This is a genomic window from Oceanisphaera marina (assembly GCF_014643915.1).
In the GTDB taxonomy this organism is placed as follows: Bacteria; Pseudomonadota; Gammaproteobacteria; order Enterobacterales; family Aeromonadaceae; genus Oceanimonas; species Oceanimonas marina.
Genome location: NZ_BMKE01000024.1, coordinates 1 through 14839 on the forward strand (window position 1 = coordinate 1; position 14839 = coordinate 14839).

A 14839-nucleotide genomic window follows, 5' to 3' on the forward strand; every position below is an offset into this window, starting at 1 on the left:
CACCTTTTGTGATGATATTTGAGTGGGTAACCCAAATATGGCGCGTAATGACGCCGGTTGCACAAGAGGTGTCCATCTCATCATCCATGTGGCGCTCAGCACATGACTTCCCTGTCATGTGATGGTCGGCTGAGGCTATTCCAGCAGCCTTTTCTTAGCCTCTGAGCTGTCGGCCGGTAATATTGAAAGACCACTGTGCTGCCAATGGGAAGGCAGAGAGTGTCTGCTCAGCCGACCATCCGCGCCAGGGATGGCGCGGCTGAGCCTACAGGGACCGTATTTACGGCGAGTCGGAGGAGGAGTGCCCTCTGCCTGACAAGCCACACTAACTTCAACAAATTTCAAAAAATAGTTGTGACTAGGGGGCGTTCTCAATCATTGTAAAATCCTGCCGATAGTAAGTGCATCATGGATCTGAAGAGAGTGAAACGTATGCCCCGGCCAGTGCTGAGCGATGATCAATGGGAACGAATCAAGAACCTACTTCCAGGGAAGGCCGGTGACTGTGGGGTCACAGCAAAGGATAACCGCCTTTTTGTTGAAGCCGTGTTGTGGATTGCTCGAACAGGAGCGCCCTGGCGGGATTTGCCAGAGTCCTTCGGCCACTGGCATCGAGTGTATGTTCGCTATAACCGCTGGTCACACAAGGGCGTATGGACGCAGATTTGGGCAGCTGTCTCGGATGATCCCGACTTGGAATATTTGATGGTGGATGGAAGTATCGTTCGAGTCCATCAGCATGGGGCCTCAAAAAAACAGAGCGCGATGAGCAAGCGCAAGGCAAGTCACGAGGCGGACTGAGTACCAAAATCCACCTAGCTGTCGATGCGTTGGGTAACCCGGTCCGCTTTCTATTAACGCCCGGACAAGCATCGGAATATGGTCAAGCCAACCACTTGATTGAAGGCATGAAAGCGGACTTCGTGATGGCAGACAAGGGTTATGATTCAGATCGCTTCGTCGATGCAATCCGTAACAGTGGAGCCAGCCCGGTGATCCCACCGAGAAAGAACCGGACCAGCCCACGGGACTACGATAAAGTGTTGTATAAAGAACGTAATTTGGTTGAACGCGCTTTCCAGAAGCTCAAGCATTACCGTCGTATCGCGACTCGATATGAGCGTGTCGAGAAACACTACACCGCCATGCTCAGCCTTGTATCAACGGTGATATGGCTGGCATGATTGAGAACGCCCCCTAAGAGACAGGCGGTCAGCTGTAAACTATCAGTTAACATCAAGATCCTGATGCTCATCAGGATGACGGCAAAAGCTCCATCTTATGCCGCCATGCCGGACTTGCTCCTGTATCTTTTTTTGAATGCACTAAAATCCCAAATCCCAAATCCCAAGTCCCAAATCCCAAATCCCAAATCCCAAATCCCAAATCCTGACTTTCGTCAGGATGACGACAAAACACCAACATACCTCTCTTTGCCGGACTTGCGTGTATCTAAACGCCGATCACCGAGTGGTGCTCTTGTGCTTACTCCACACCTTCTTGCGGCCACAATATGCCGCTGCCGATGGTTTATATCCAGTAAACCAGGCTTTAGGTCAGCGTATTTCCAGCACACGACAACGGCGATACTTGGGCAAGTGATGGCCTGTTGTACTAGCTGACGGCTTGCCTTTTTCGCGTCAATCACACGAGCCGGATTGATACCTGCATCTATCAGGACCTGGCGCGACAAGGGGGCCGGAGCATTCGCTATTAATATCCACCCTTTATTATCTCTGCTGATAGCGGCCAGGCTAGCCAGCAAACGCGGTTGTGGCACACCTCCCCAGTGACTGATGTGGCCTTTTATTGCCTCTGCCTCTGCCTCTGTGCTGTTTGGCGTATACATAAAGGGGGCATCCAGTAATAAAGGCTGCCAATGCATGGATGAACAAAGCGGCTGACGAGATAACAAGAGAGTGGCCATAAGCAATCCGAGTTCCCTGAGGTGTGGTTACTGTTTATATATACAGTAGTGATCCAGTGGCCAGAGATCAAGGAAATACTGGTTAAATTAACAGTGTTTTGTGCGGGCAGTATTTTTTACTCCGGCTATAGTAATCGGGTAACCACATCCTTGATGGAGCAGGAGTGCAATATGGATAGATTTTTACTGCAAAAACTGGATAGCCACATGGTGCTCAGTATTTTGAATGAAAAGCTGCGACTGGAATGTGACAGCCTGACCGCGCTGGTGTCTCGTTACGAGCTGGATAGCAGCTGGCTCATGGGGAGCATGGCACAAATCGGCTATCGTTATGATCCCGTCAGCAATCAGTTTAAACCCCGAGCCTGACCCACTCTTGCTTCGTCTATGCTAGTCTCGCTTTATTTAAGGTGAGCACGATTATGGACGCAGAATTTTGGCATCAGCGCTGGCAAGAAGCACGCATCGGCTTTCATCGCCAACAGATTAACCCTCAGCTCAGACAATATTGGCCACAGCTTGCAGTACCAGCACACACAGAGGTGCTGGTCCCTTTGTGTGGTAAAAGTAACGACATGCACTGGCTGGCCGAACAAGGACATACAGTGGCCGGTTTCGAGTTATCGGCACTGGCGGTGCATGACTTTTTTGCCGACACGCAGCTTGCGGCCAGGCAAGAGGCCATAGGCCCTTATCAATGCTGGCATACCGAACAGATCAGCTTGTACCAGGGTGACTTCTTTCAAGCCGAGCAACTTGGCCGCCGCTTTGATGCGGCATACGATCGGGCGGCACTCATCGCCTTACCGCATTCGATGCAAGCGCAATATGTGGCGTTGCTGGCAAACCTGCTTAATCCTGGTGCGGTATTGTTATTGATTACGGTCAATTATGCGCCGGAGCAGCAGCAAGCGCCTCCGTTTTCGGTATCCGTTCAGGCAGTTAGCAGCTTGTTTGAACCTTATTTCACGATTGAGCATTGCGGAAAAATAGCAGAAGGGCAAGAGAATCCCAGGGTAGCCAGCGGCGAGCTGACGTTTTTTGATGAACTGTGTTTTGTATTGAAACGTAAGCAATACTAACGCCAAAAGCCTGCTTCTCGGACGCCTTCTACATCTTCTATGAGGGTATATACCGCGCCACCTCTGACGCGGTATATACCTATTACTCTTCTCGTTCTCGCCGCTAGTCAGCTGCCCCATAAAGATGGACTTTGGGACTCGTTTATCTCTGATCGCTGCCGATCAGTGTCACGCAGGTGGCAGCAACTCCGGGTTAAGGTCCGATTGCGGGATTAAATTTCGATTTTTTCTTTTGCTTAAATATATTTCACTGTAAAATAACTATTCAATCAGCCTATTGTTTGCTGGGCTTATATTCAGTTTAAGAGTGGTTTTATGCAATGACTTCGGTGTGGGTTGCATAAAATGACGATTTTTATCTTATTTTAGCTAAGTGGTGTGTCGTGGTTCGGCACCAGGAGTAACCATGGAAAAGACATTGGCGGGGCAGGCTAAAGCCGGCAAACGTAATTTACTGATGTTTGTGCTGCCTTCATTGCTGGGCGTGCTGCTGTTTATGACACCAGTCAGTTATAACGGCGATTTGACCATCATGATAGCGGTGCTTGCCAAAAGCCTGCAGGCCGTATTATCGGGTATGCTGCCGACTATCGTCACTGTGCTGATTTGCGTTTCGGCGATACTCAGCGTGCTGGCCACCCTGTTCAAGCCGTCTCTGGTCACCAAAAGCTCGTTTTTAAACACGCTGTTCAATGTCAGCCCGGTCTGGCTGCTAAGCCGAGTGTTGGGTGCTGTTTTTGTGTTGCTGGTGTACAACCAGGCAGGGCCAGAACTTCTGTACAGCGGTGATACGGGGGGGCTGGTGCTGAACGACTTGCTACCGGTGTTGTTTGCGGTCTTTATTTTTGCCGGCTTGCTACTGCCCCTGTTGCTGGACTTTGGCTTGCTGGAGTTTGTGGGTACCCTGCTTACCGATATTATGCGCCCCATATTTCGCTTGCCGGGCCGCTCGGCAGTCGATTGCATGGCCTCTTGGTTGGGCGATGGTAGCGTGGGTATTCTACTGACCAGCAAACAGTACGAAGGCCGTCATTATACCCAGCGTGAAGCGGCGGTTATCGGCACCACCTTCTCGGCGGTATCCATTACCTTCAGCCTGGTGGTGTTGGCGCAGGTAAAGCTGGAGCATATGTTTTTGCCGTTTTATGGTGCCGTATGCCTGGCCGGTATAGTTGCGGCCATTGTGGTACCGCGCTTGCCGCCGTTGTGCTGGAAGAAAGATACCTTCATCAATGGCGAAGCTCGCCCAGCTGATGACGAAGTGACTCCAGCTGGATATTCACGCCTTGGGCATGGATATGCTCTGGCTCTGGCCCGTGCCGGCAAGGTACACAGCCTCGGGCAGGTTGTCCGCACCGGTATTCATAATGCGCTGGATATGCTGCTGGGGGTATTACCCGTAGTGATGGCCTTTGGTACGCTGGCGCTGGTAATTGCCGAAACCACGCCGCTGTTCAGCTGGTTGGGGATGCCTTTTGTCCCCTTGCTGGAGCTACTGCAGATCCCGGAAGCCGCCGCCGCCTCACAAACCATGGTGGTCGGTTTTGCCGATATGTTTATCCCAGCGATTCTGGCGACCTCTATCGAGAGCGACATGACGCGTTTTGTGATCGCGGCACTGTCGGTCACCCAGCTGATTTACATGTCGGAAGTTGGGGCCTTGTTATTGGGCAGCAAAATACCGGTGAATGTACTAGAGTTGTTCGTGATCTTCTTGCTGCGCACCCTGGTGACTTTGCCGGTCATTGCTCTGGTGGCACACTGGGTATTTTAAAATCCGCTGTACGCTTTAAGCCGTACGCCGTACGCCTTACGCTGTTAGTTAACCAAGACGGTGTTTGTCTTTAACTTATGGCGTACAGCGTAAGGCTTATTGCACCTCGCAGGGGGACAGTTTATGTATCAATCGGTACTTGCATTCTGGTTTGAAGAACTTAAACCTGCGCAGTGGTGGCAAAAAAACAAGCAACTGGACCAGGATATTGCCGAGCGCTTTGGTGACTTGCATCGCCAAGCCTGTCTGGGTGAGCTGTTTGACTGGCGAACCCGGGCTGAGGGCCGATTGGCCGAAATTATCGTGCTTGATCAATTCTCACGTAATATCTATCGAGACACCCCTCGGGCATTTGCCGCAGACGGCGTGGCGCTGGCACTGGCTCAAGAAGCCGTGAGTGCAGGGGCTGCACAATCATTACGCCCGCAACAGCGGGTGTTTTTGTATATGCCAATGATGCACAGCGAATCGCTCAAGGTGCATGAGGTGGCACTCGCTTTGTTTGAAAAAAATGCCGAGCTTGATCCCGACCATGAGCAGGAACAGAGTGGGGCAGTCAGCAGTTTGAAATTCGAACGCGCGCACAAAGACATTATCGCCCGTTTTGGCCGTTACCCTCACCGCAATCGTATTCTGGGCCGAAAATCGAGTGCAGCAGAAGAAGCCTTCCTGCAACAACCCGGTTCGTCATTTTAAATACAAACGCAGCGCTTGCTGTTATCTGCCATATGAACAAAAAACCGAGCTCGCAGGCTCGGTTTTTTCACATCATGCTGCTAGCTTGCAGTGGTTGTTACTGCTGCTGAATAGCCCAGATTTGAAAAGCGCGCTGGGTATCTTTATCGGCGCTATTCCACCAGTGCTTCAGCATATCGAGTGCATCGGCGTCTACGACGGCATCGCCAAACTTGGCCTGAGCGGCCGCTACGGCGGCATCGGTGCGGCCGTTAAATGCCATTCCTTTTTCTGCCAGTGATTCTTGAATACCACTCGCGACATTCAAACCTGCTGGCGCCGGGATGATTAACAGTTCGGCTGGAACCTGATCTCCGGTTTTTTTGTCGATGACCTTGAGCTGAGTGTCCTGTTCACGCAAAAACTGGCGAGCCAGTTGATAATTGATGGGCGATGTATAATCGAGCGCAAGCTCGGCGTCGGCGGGTACATCAATGGTGATGATAACCGGATCACCATTCAGTATGCGTAGCTCGGAGCGATTCGAATAATCCTTGGTATAGGACACAGCCAGCTGGTGCTTGCCTTCACCAAGATCCACTTTATGGATGTTTTTGGTAATACTGTTGGCCGTTTTTTCTCCGTTTACCAGATGAATTTGATAAGGCTGTTGGGCTTCAAAGGTAGCGGCGCTGGCGCCAAAAGACAGACCGGCAAGGGCGAGGGCGGCAAGGGTTAAACGTGTTTTCATTAAATTGGGCTCCTGGGCCATGAGTATATTCTTCTTGAGATGCACTGATTATGCACAAAAAAAGCGACTAAGTATTTGAAGTAACACCAAGTTAATCGCAAATTGTGACAATTTCCAGGTGCCAGTGCAATAAACGGCAATACAGTGGTTAGCTACAATAGCCTTGCAGGCGACCAGATCGTCAGCTTCCTGTTTGAGGTATGGCTTTTCCTAACTCCTGGGTGAAGGGCGGTAACGCCTGAAGCAGTGCCGGGCCATATCGGCGGCTGATCAGCCGTTTATCCAGCAATACAATACGACCACTGTCGGTTTCGGTCCGTAATAAGCGCCCACATGCCTGAATGAGCTTGCGTGACGCTTCGGGCAGGGCAAGCTGCATAAAAGGATTGCCGCCGCAAAGCGTAATCCACTCGGCCATGGCTTCTTCCACTGGCGAGGTAGGTACCGCAAACGGCAATTTGGTAATAATCAGGTTGGTTAAATAATGGCCGGGTAAATCCAGACCTTCGGCAAAACTGCCGGTACCAAACAGTACGCTGGGTTGCTTGCCATCACACTTCACTTTATGTAATTGCAACAAGGCCTGGCGGCTGGCTTCACCCTGCACCAGCAGCGAATGGCCCTGAGCTCTTAATGCAACGGCCGCTTGTTTCATTTGTCGATAAGAAGAAAACAGTACCAGGCTGGCGGCCTGATCTTGTAACCAGAAGGGAATTTGCGTGGCGAGCAACTCATCGAAGTCCTGGCTGGTCGGCTCGCAGGTCAACTCGGGGATAACCAGGCGGGCACTGGCGTAGTCAAACGGTGAATTGAGACGTAAATAGTGGCTGCCATCGTCTGCGCGCAAGCCCACGGCACGACGAAAATAGCCAAAATCATTCAGCGCCGTCAGGGTAGCAGATACCATGATGACGGCCGCCGCCCGAGACCAGCACCATTGCTCCAATAAGTGACCCACCGCCAAGGGCGTTACGCACAGCAAGATTTCCTGTTTATCTTTTGGGTCAAGCTCCAGCCAACGCGCCGGTGGTGTGTGTTTGGGGCCAGGGGCACGCAGTAATAATGCACAACCATCACGCAGTTGTTCGCCCTGAAGCTGCTGCTGGCTGATCATGGCCAATGCTGCTTCAATGGCAGCAGCCTGAGAGGGTTTCAGTTTAAGCTGTTCGGCAAGCTGGCTATTAACGGGCCCCAGCGCCCGACAAAAGGTCTGGCTGTCTTCTTTTAGCGTGCTTAAGGTCTCATCCAGGCCACAGGGTAAATCACCCGGGCTAAACCGCAGACAACCCTGGTCATCGGTACGCAAGTCCTGGCGCTGCAGGGCCGAGAACAGTTGGCGATATACCTGGTTGAGGGCGGGAATAAGCTGGCTTGAACTGTGCTGTAGTTTACCGATGGCGGCCTGGCCGTCGGCTCCCAGCAAATCATTCAACTTGCTTTGCCATTTGTTGAATTGTTCCAGCGACCGGCGAAGCTGGCGCAAAGGCAAGCGTGCCGAGCCCTGATCTCGGGCAACCGCTGCAATATGATGGGCTTCATCCAGTATATACAAGCACTGTTCTGGTTCGGGCAGCACTATGCCGCCGCCCATGCTTAAATCTGCCAGCAGCAGGGCGTGATTCACCACTATTACATCCGCCTGTTCCAGCTCGGCCCGCGCCAGATGAAAGGGACAGTGCTGATGGCCCAGCATGGGCTGACAGCTATGACGTTCAGCTTGCACTTGCTGCCACAGTATGGCGTCAATGGGGGTTGGCCAGCTGTCGCGATCGCCTTGCCAGCTTTTATCGCTGTACGATTGCCACATGTCTGCCAACTGAGTTTGCTGGTGCGTCGTTAAGGGGGCCGCAGTTGTAGCTCCAGGTCCAAATAACTCGGTTTGTGACACGCCACCGGCCAAGTCCGATAACCGCCGGGCACAGCAGTAACGTGCACGACCTTTAGCCAATGCAAAGCGAAAGCCGGGTTGGCAATGAGGTAAAAACAACGGCAGATCTTTATCCACCAACTGTTCTTGCAGCGCCAGGGTGGCGGTGGAAATCACCAACTTTTTTTGATTGATGCGTGCCCACGGGATGCCTGCCTGCAAATAGGCCAGTGACTTGCCAATGCCGGTGCCAGCTTCGGCGACCAAAATACGTCGGCTTGAGTCGTAACGGCCCAACAACACCTTGCCAATTTCTGCCACCAGATAATTCTGTTCTCGTCGCGGTGTAAAACCGGGCAACGCCTGGCTCAGGCGCCGGTAATTCTCGCGCACCAATGTTTGATAATTGCAGCTTGGCATATAGGGATATCTTGATTATGGCTGATACTGAGGCTCAGCATACGTTAATAAAAAGATGATAAACGAGAGGCTAAGTATAGTGACAATAGCGTTTTATACCAGATGCAAGCAGCAAGTGAGCAAAAGGTGCTTCTGTTCACGTTTAATAGCGGGGTGAGTCTAATTGTCATAAAAAGTTCCCGCGATTTTGTTGCAAGCTCAAAATGTCGATGATAGTCTGCCTGCCATAGTAACGCGATGCGTTGCTAACACAGGGAAAAACAAGGACTTAGTGTTCAATAACAGTAGGCATATAAAAATCATGAAAAAAACGATTCTTGCACTGACTATTCCTGCGCTGTTCGCAACTTCTGCTAGCGCCGTGACCGTATACTCCGACGAAGGCGCCCAGGTAGACATCTACGGCCGCGTTCAGTACGAAGCTGGTGAAATTGGCCATCAAGGCGACTTTGGCCAAGCCGGTGCTGGTGAAGCCGAAAACTTCGGTGGTGACGGCGAAGCGCGTCTGGGCGTCAACGTCAAGTACATGCTGAACCAGGATGTTGATCTGATTGGTAAGCTGGAATGGCAGGTTGCCGGTGAGTCCAGCGCTAACGGCCAGTTTGATTCTCGTTATGCTTGGGCTGGTTTCCGTTTTGTAGACACTACCGAGCTGACCTTTGGTCGCAGCATGGACCCCTATGCTCAAGCACTGTACTACACCGATATACTGAATATCTATGGCGGTACTGCTGCTTACGGTGGCGCTATTGGTGATGTAACTAAAGCTCTTGGCTATAAAGCAGCGATCAATGACAAGGTTGATGATCAAGTTCTGTTGACCTATGCAGCAAATGGCCTTGATCTTCGCGCAGGTTATGCATTTGCCGATGATCGAAAAAATGATTCTACCAAAGAGAATAAAGACAATCAGTGGTCTGTCTCTGCCGGCTACACTGCCCCATTTGGTTTGGGCGTGGTAGCTGCTTATGAAGAGCAGCAGTTTGGTAATTTTGGCTTTGCTGGGCAGGATGATTATCAGCTAGATGCTTGGATTGCTGGTCTGAATTATAGCATTGACGGTTTCTATTTCGCTGCTCTTTATACTGAGCAAGAAATGGATAATAATACTAACAATATAGAAACTGAAGGCTACGAACTGCACGCACAATACAGTGTTGACGCCTGGACTCTGTTGGCTCAGTACTCCAAAGAAGATGCAAATCTGAATGGTTTCGAGTGGGATAGCATTGACACTATTACTCTGGGTGGTCAGTACGCCCTGACTCCTAAGGCTAAGCTGTATGCCGAGTACGTTATCTCTGATTCCGAAACTCTGGATAACAACGGCCTTGTGACTAAAGACGACGTCTTTGGTATGGGCATTCAGTACAACTTCTAATGTAGCTTAAGCTAAATTAGAAGTATTAAAGCCGGCGCAAGCCGGCTTTTTAGTGTCTGATTTTTAGAGCGAGTGAAGCGTAAAGAGTGAAGGGAGCAAGCAATCCTAACGCTTGTGGAACCTTGTCAGCTTAAAGCTTCCAGCTTCCTTGCTGTGTTGCTAGATATTTTTGCTCGCAGGGCGTGCAGCGTTGACGGCAGGGATCTTGATATAGCTGCTCAAAGGTTAACTCGGCTTCACAATCGCTACACAGGCCATATAAACCGAGCTGTTGCTGGCATAGCGCCGCATCAAGTTGCTTTAGCTGTTTGATGTGCGGCTGCAGTTGTGGCCAGGCAGCTAATGTAGACAAATCGGCCCATTCATCAGGCGATAGCTGCTCGAGTTGCAGAGCCAGGTTGCCATCTAGCGCCTGCACTGCCTGCAAAAATGCCAGGCGTCGACGGCTCGCTTCGGCCAACAGGCGTTCTTGCAGTTGAGATTTCAATACGCTGCTCATGATGCATTCCCAAAAACTGAATATGATCAGCAGTATAAAGCGGGCTGTTGTAGTGCATTATGACGTAAATCAAACTGCGGCTAGAGTCTGGCGAATGTCATCGGTATGTTTCAGAGTACGCACCTGGCCAAATAAGCTTTGCGCTTGTGGGTACTGCAGCTTTAAAAAATTCAGCCATTGCTTGATGCGATTAGGGTAATAAATACTTTTATTGCCTTCTACTTCCAGCGCCGAATAATCCAGTAACAGCTCAATCACCTGCTCCCAGCTCATGGAGGCGGCACCGTGTTTAATGGTAGCTGCCAGGTTGGGCAGCGCCAGCGCACCTCGGCCCAGCATCACATCGCGACACCCGCTTTGTGTCTGGGCAAGCGTTGCTTGATCGGCGTTCCAGATTTCACCATTGATGATCACCGGAATAGCCAGCGCAGCGCGAATATCTGCCACCAAGGGCCAGTAAGCCGGTGGGCGATAGCCGTCGCGCTTGCTGCGCGCGTGTACGGCCAGCTCGCTCACGCCGCCCTCGGCCAGTGCCTGACTGTTTTCCAGATACGAGTCTCTGTCTTCCAGCCCCAGGCGGATTTTGGCGCTCACCGGCAAATGCGCGGGTACGGCGGCACGCACCGCTTTGGCAATGCGATAGAGCTGTTCGCTGTCTCCTAGCAAGGCGGCGCCGCCGCGATGCTTGTTCACGGTTTTGGCGGGGCAGCCAAAATTCAGATCTATGCCTTCGGCCCCCAACAGGCAGGCTTGTTCGGCATTTTCCGCCAGCCAGTCGGGCTCCTGGCCCAACAGCTGAATGCGCACTGGTGTACCGGATGGAGTACGACAACCCTGGTGTAGTTCGGGACACAGGCGATAAAACACTTTCGGCGGCAGGCGCATATCCACCACGCGAATAAACTCGGTCACGCACAGGTCGAAGGGGTTGATGCGGGTAAGCAAGTCCCGCATCAGGTGATCCAGTACCCCTTCCATCGGGGCCAATATCAAGCGCATAGCGTTGTAAACTACCTGAATAAACAAAGGCGCGATTGTAACAGATTTACCCTGCGGGGAGCGGTACACCAGAAATAAACCAAACGTCTTTTATAGCCAGCGTTTTAGCTGTTGCCCCTGCGGAGCAGGATGATTTTAAAGCCACCCTGCTAACGCAGGGCCAGCAGCTAAAGCGCTGGACTACAGGGGTGTGTGTTTTGTTTTTTGCCGTCATCCTGACGAACATTAAAATTTGGGGACTGGGGACTGGGGACTGGGGACTGGGGACTGGGGAATGGGGACTGGGGATTAGGGATTAGGGATTGGGGATTAGGGTATATTTTCCCCATTCCCCATTCCCCATTCACGATATTCCCCTGTTTTATTTGCGTCGAAATGGTTGTAGCAACAATCGGTGCAGGCGCAGCTCGCCGGGCTCGCGAAACTGCTTAAGGCCTATGGTCATGCCAAGCTGGCCGGCTTGAGGTTGGGCTTGATAAGTACCGAACAGGCGATCCCACCAGGGCAGATTAAAACCGAAGTTGCTGTCGGTCTCACGTGGGATCACCGAATGGTGCACGCGGTGCATATCCGGCGTAACTAGTAGCAATCTCAGCATAGTATCCAGCCGTTTTGGCAGCCGGATATTGCCGTGATTAAACATGGCGGTCGCGTTAAGCAAGACTTCGAACAAGAGCACGGCCAAGGCAGGCGCGCCGAGCAGGATAACGGCCGCCAATTTGAGCAGCATGGACAGCACAATCTCGAACGGGTGAAAACGCAGGCCGGTGGTCACGTCGAATTCCAGATCTGCATGATGTACGCGGTGCAAACGCCACAGCCAGGGCAGGGCGTGAAACAGACGATGTTGCCAATAGATAAGTAAATCGAGCGCCAACATCGATAACAGCAGACTAAACCAAAAAGGCACTGGCCACAGGTTCAAAAGCCCCCAGTCGTGCTCGCTGGCAAGCAAAGCGGCGCCTACCGCCGCCAGCGGAAAAAACAGCCGCAGCAACAGTGTATTAATGACCACCAATAACAAGTTATTGGGCCAACGCGTCAGGCGACCAATGTGCTGAGGCCGGCGCGGCGCCCAGCACTCCCACAGCATCATCACCATCAGCACACCGGCAAAGCAGCCCAGCCGGATCCAGGGCTCGTACTCAAACATGATGGCTGGCCTCCGTGATGGGGGTCTGCAGCGCCTTTACCCAGCTGGCCGTTAGCCACAGCAAATCTTGTGGTTCGTCAATGTCCTGCAATTGTTCAGCCCGTTGATAGCGCCAGCCTAATGCCGCCAATCGCGTTTGGGTAAGCGCTGCTACCTGAGGCGTACTCCAGGGCATGTCGGTAAATAAATGCGGGTTAAACTGGCGCAACCCCAGCAGGGCATAGCCGCCATCCCGGGTGGGATGCAGCACCGCATCCAGCGAGCTCAGGCACCGGGCTGAGTGGCGTAACAGCTCAGGTGACAGTTGCGGGCAGTCGGTGCCAACCAGCAAGACTTGCTGCGCGCCATGATCTACCAGGGCGCGATGTGCGGCTCGGGCCATGCGGCATCCTAAATCGCCCTCGCCCTGGTGACTGAGCTCAAGGGCCAGTGGCAGATTAATGTCTGCCCACTCCGGGTGGTTGAGTGATGGGCTCATGCACAGCTCTACCGGCCCGATTGCGGCGCCCAGGCAGGCATCTACCGTGCTGGTCAGCATGTGGCGTGCCAGTCTTGCGGCCCCCTCGGCGCCCAGCACCGACATCAGCCGGGTTTTGGCCCGGCCAGCCACCGGCGCCTTGGCAAAAATAATGATGCGAGTGCTCAATGATACCTCCTGGCCAGCTGGCTGGGGCAGGCGCCACGCCAGTAGGCAAAACGCAACCGCCACATCAGCCAAATAGTGCGCCACACGCCGTTTTGCTCCCAGCGTCGGCCCGAGGTGACTACTTTTTGCTTTAAACAGGCAGGAGACCCCAGGTGCTTCAACCGCTGACTGAGGGCGATATCTTCCATCAAATCCTGCTCGGGAAAGCCGCCCACAGCACTAAAGGTCTCGCGGCGTATAAACAACGCCTGATCGCCGGTGGCAATGCCCGATAGCCGTGAACGCCAGTTCATCATAAAGCCGATCACCTTCAGCATCGGATGTTGCCCGCTAATGATCACATCAAATCGCCCCCAGTCATGCCGTGCCAGTGCTGAGCGGATCACAGGCTCAACGTTGGCCGGTAGCCGAGTGTCGGCGTGCAGGAATAGCAGATAATCGCCGCTTGCCTGTTTGGCACCCAGATTCATCTGTCGAGCCCGGCCGGCAGCAGTATTAAGCACGGTAGCGCCGTACTGCCCGGCAATGGCCACAGAGTCATCAATACTGCCACCATCGACCACAATCAGCTCGGCATCGGAGGTACTGTGCTGAAGTGCCGACAAGGTGGCAGGCAAGGCCCGGGCCTCGTTCAGTATGGGTATGATAATCGACAGCGTCATGAGGCGCTTGATTCGTCGCGCAGGGCGCCGCCGCAGCTGCTGCCCTGGCCGGCGGTACAACCATAGCAGTGCTCGGCTACCCGTATCGGTTGCCCGGCGAGATCTCGATGCAGCAGATCTCGCAAATGGGGGCGAGCGTCTTCGTCTGTGGCACTGGGCAACCGCAGTGCCAGCTGTTGATTAAAATCGCAATCATACAAGTAGCCTTGCCAGTCCACACTGACCAGATTTCGGCACATCAGGTTTGCCAGATTATCGGCAGAAAAATTGTCTTTTAATAATCGCAGATAATCATGAAACTGCCGCTTGGTGATCAGGTAGTCACCAAAGCGCTTGATGGGCATATTGGCCAGCGCAAACAGGTGGTTAAAGCGAATATCGAAGTGTGCCAGCAGCTCTTGTCGATAAGCGGCCTCCAGCCCCTTCTGCTCGGGTGGTAGGGTGGGCCCCTGTGGGTTGTACACCAGATTCAAGACCAGGCCTGAGCCGGGCTGACCATAGCCCAGTTGATTCAGCCGTTGCAAGGCGGCAATGCTTTTATTGAAGGTGCCTTTGCCTCTTTGCCTATCGACATTTTCCAGCTCGTAGCAGGGCAGTGAAGCGACCACTTCCACCTGTTGCTCGGCTAAAAACTCGGCCAGGGTCTCGTGGCCGGGCTCATATAAAATGGTGAGGTTGCAGCGGTCTATGACATGTACACCCAGCTGGCGCGCGGCCATCACCACCTCGCGAAAACGCGGGTGCATTTCGGGGGCACCGCCGGTCAGGTCGAGGGTGCTCAGTGCGCGCGCCTGCAATACGGCGGGAATCAAGGCGAGATTGGCATCATCCATCATCTCGGTACGATGGGGGCCGGCGGCGACATGACAATGCACGCACTTCATGTTGCACATGTACCCCAGATTCACCTGCAGCGTGTCCAGGGTATGACGCTTGAGTGCCGGAAAACCGGTTAAGTCGAGTAGAGGTAGAGTATCTCGCATCATGCTTCCTTTATTCAGAG

Annotated in this window: 13 protein-coding genes and 1 pseudogene; 6 read left to right on the plus strand and 8 right to left on the minus strand. The window is 52.8% G+C overall.

The window, feature by feature from the left end:
* Positions 1-432: 432 nt before the first annotated feature.
* The 5 genes and pseudogenes from IEW52_RS12980 to IEW52_RS13000 all read left to right on the plus strand — a co-directional run bounded on the left by IEW52_RS12980 (position 433) and on the right by IEW52_RS13000 (position 5479).
* Positions 433-1184, plus strand: a pseudogene (locus IEW52_RS12980) (IS5 family transposase).
* A gap of 914 nt (positions 1185-2098) precedes the next feature.
* Positions 2099-2296 carry a DUF4250 domain-containing protein gene (locus IEW52_RS12985; RefSeq protein ID WP_188630506.1) on the plus strand — a complete coding sequence of 66 codons (198 nt, stop codon included), beginning with the start codon at positions 2099-2101 and terminating at the stop codon, positions 2294-2296.
* Between the two features lie 53 nt (positions 2297-2349).
* Positions 2350-3009 carry a thiopurine S-methyltransferase gene (locus IEW52_RS12990; RefSeq protein WP_188630507.1) on the plus strand — a complete coding sequence of 220 codons (660 nt, stop codon included), beginning with the start codon at positions 2350-2352 and terminating at the stop codon, positions 3007-3009.
* Positions 3010-3415: 406 nt separating this feature from the next.
* Positions 3416-4783: a YjiH family protein gene (locus IEW52_RS12995; RefSeq protein WP_188630508.1), complete on the plus strand. Its 1368-nt coding sequence runs from the start codon at positions 3416-3418 to the stop codon at positions 4781-4783.
* 123 nt (positions 4784-4906) lie between these two features.
* Complete coding sequence (locus IEW52_RS13000) at positions 4907-5479, plus strand: DUF924 family protein (RefSeq protein ID WP_188630509.1); 573 nt, start codon at positions 4907-4909, stop codon at positions 5477-5479.
* 97 nt (positions 5480-5576) lie between these two features.
* Here IEW52_RS13000 and IEW52_RS13005 read toward each other — a convergent pair whose 3' ends face one another.
* Both IEW52_RS13005 and dinG read right to left on the minus strand, forming a co-directional pair.
* Positions 5577-6209 carry a YccT family protein gene (locus IEW52_RS13005; protein ID WP_188630510.1) on the minus strand — a complete coding sequence of 211 codons (633 nt, stop codon included), beginning with the start codon at positions 6207-6209 and terminating at the stop codon, positions 5577-5579.
* 181 nt (positions 6210-6390) lie between these two features.
* Complete coding sequence (dinG, locus tag IEW52_RS13010; protein ID WP_188630511.1) at positions 6391-8496, minus strand: ATP-dependent DNA helicase DinG; 2106 nt, start codon at positions 8494-8496, stop codon at positions 6391-6393.
* Positions 8497-8797: 301 nt separating this feature from the next.
* Between dinG and IEW52_RS13015 the strand changes: the two genes are divergently transcribed.
* Positions 8798-9877, plus strand: a complete 1080-nt coding sequence (locus tag IEW52_RS13015; RefSeq protein ID WP_188630512.1) for a porin — start codon at positions 8798-8800, stop codon at positions 9875-9877.
* 130 nt (positions 9878-10007) lie between these two features.
* On the opposite strand, the gene IEW52_RS13020 is transcribed toward IEW52_RS13015, so the two are convergent.
* From IEW52_RS13020 to arsS, 6 genes are all read right to left on the minus strand, one after another.
* Positions 10008-10376 carry a transcriptional regulator, TraR/DksA family protein gene (locus IEW52_RS13020; protein ID WP_188630513.1) on the minus strand — a complete coding sequence of 123 codons (369 nt, stop codon included), beginning with the start codon at positions 10374-10376 and terminating at the stop codon, positions 10008-10010.
* Positions 10377-10445: 69 nt separating this feature from the next.
* A complete protein-coding gene (locus IEW52_RS13025; RefSeq protein WP_188630514.1) occupies positions 10446-11375 on the minus strand; it encodes a tRNA-dihydrouridine synthase in 930 nt (309 codons plus the stop codon).
* Positions 11376-11736: 361 nt separating this feature from the next.
* On the minus strand, positions 11737-12528 hold the full coding sequence (locus IEW52_RS13030; RefSeq protein WP_188630515.1) for a sterol desaturase family protein: 792 nt from the start codon (positions 12526-12528) through the stop codon (positions 11737-11739).
* Entirely contained in the window at positions 12521-13174 is a 654-nt protein-coding gene (locus IEW52_RS13035; protein ID WP_188630516.1) for a TIGR04282 family arsenosugar biosynthesis glycosyltransferase, read from the minus strand. The genes IEW52_RS13030 and IEW52_RS13035 overlap by 8 nt, the downstream gene beginning before the upstream one ends.
* Positions 13171-13836, minus strand: coding sequence for a TIGR04283 family arsenosugar biosynthesis glycosyltransferase (locus IEW52_RS13040; RefSeq protein WP_188630517.1), 666 nt, complete (start codon positions 13834-13836; stop codon positions 13171-13173). Before IEW52_RS13040 ends, IEW52_RS13035 begins: the two co-directional genes overlap by 4 nt.
* On the minus strand, positions 13833-14819 hold the full coding sequence (arsS, locus tag IEW52_RS13045; RefSeq protein ID WP_188630518.1) for an arsenosugar biosynthesis radical SAM (seleno)protein ArsS: 987 nt from the start codon (positions 14817-14819) through the stop codon (positions 13833-13835). Before arsS ends, IEW52_RS13040 begins: the two co-directional genes overlap by 4 nt.
* Positions 14820-14839: the final 20 nt, after the last annotated feature.

What these genes read in the sequence shown, in the direction of transcription:
- IEW52_RS13015 (WP_188630512.1), top strand. Translation starts at nt 8,798, where the DNA reads ATGAAAAAAACGATTCTTGCACTGACTATTCCTGCGCTGTTCGCAACT.
- IEW52_RS12995 (WP_188630508.1), top strand. Translation starts at nt 3,416, where the DNA reads ATGGAAAAGACATTGGCGGGGCAGGCTAAAGCCGGCAAACGTAATTTA.
- IEW52_RS13030 (WP_188630515.1), bottom strand. Translation starts at nt 12,528, where the DNA reads ATGTTTGAGTACGAGCCCTGGATCCGGCTGGGCTGCTTTGCCGGTGTG.
- arsS (WP_188630518.1), bottom strand. Translation starts at nt 14,819, where the DNA reads ATGCGAGATACTCTACCTCTACTCGACTTAACCGGTTTTCCGGCACTC.
- IEW52_RS13020 (WP_188630513.1), bottom strand. Translation starts at nt 10,376, where the DNA reads ATGAGCAGCGTATTGAAATCTCAACTGCAAGAACGCCTGTTGGCCGAA.
- IEW52_RS13025 (WP_188630514.1), bottom strand. Translation starts at nt 11,375, where the DNA reads ATGCGCTTGATATTGGCCCCGATGGAAGGGGTACTGGATCACCTGATG.
- IEW52_RS12985 (WP_188630506.1), top strand. Translation starts at nt 2,099, where the DNA reads ATGGATAGATTTTTACTGCAAAAACTGGATAGCCACATGGTGCTCAGT.
- IEW52_RS13005 (WP_188630510.1), bottom strand. Translation starts at nt 6,209, where the DNA reads ATGAAAACACGTTTAACCCTTGCCGCCCTCGCCCTTGCCGGTCTGTCT.
- IEW52_RS12990 (WP_188630507.1), top strand. Translation starts at nt 2,350, where the DNA reads ATGGACGCAGAATTTTGGCATCAGCGCTGGCAAGAAGCACGCATCGGC.
- IEW52_RS13000 (WP_188630509.1), top strand. Translation starts at nt 4,907, where the DNA reads ATGTATCAATCGGTACTTGCATTCTGGTTTGAAGAACTTAAACCTGCG.
- dinG (WP_188630511.1), bottom strand. Translation starts at nt 8,496, where the DNA reads ATGCCAAGCTGCAATTATCAAACATTGGTGCGCGAGAATTACCGGCGC.
- IEW52_RS13040 (WP_188630517.1), bottom strand. Translation starts at nt 13,836, where the DNA reads ATGACGCTGTCGATTATCATACCCATACTGAACGAGGCCCGGGCCTTG.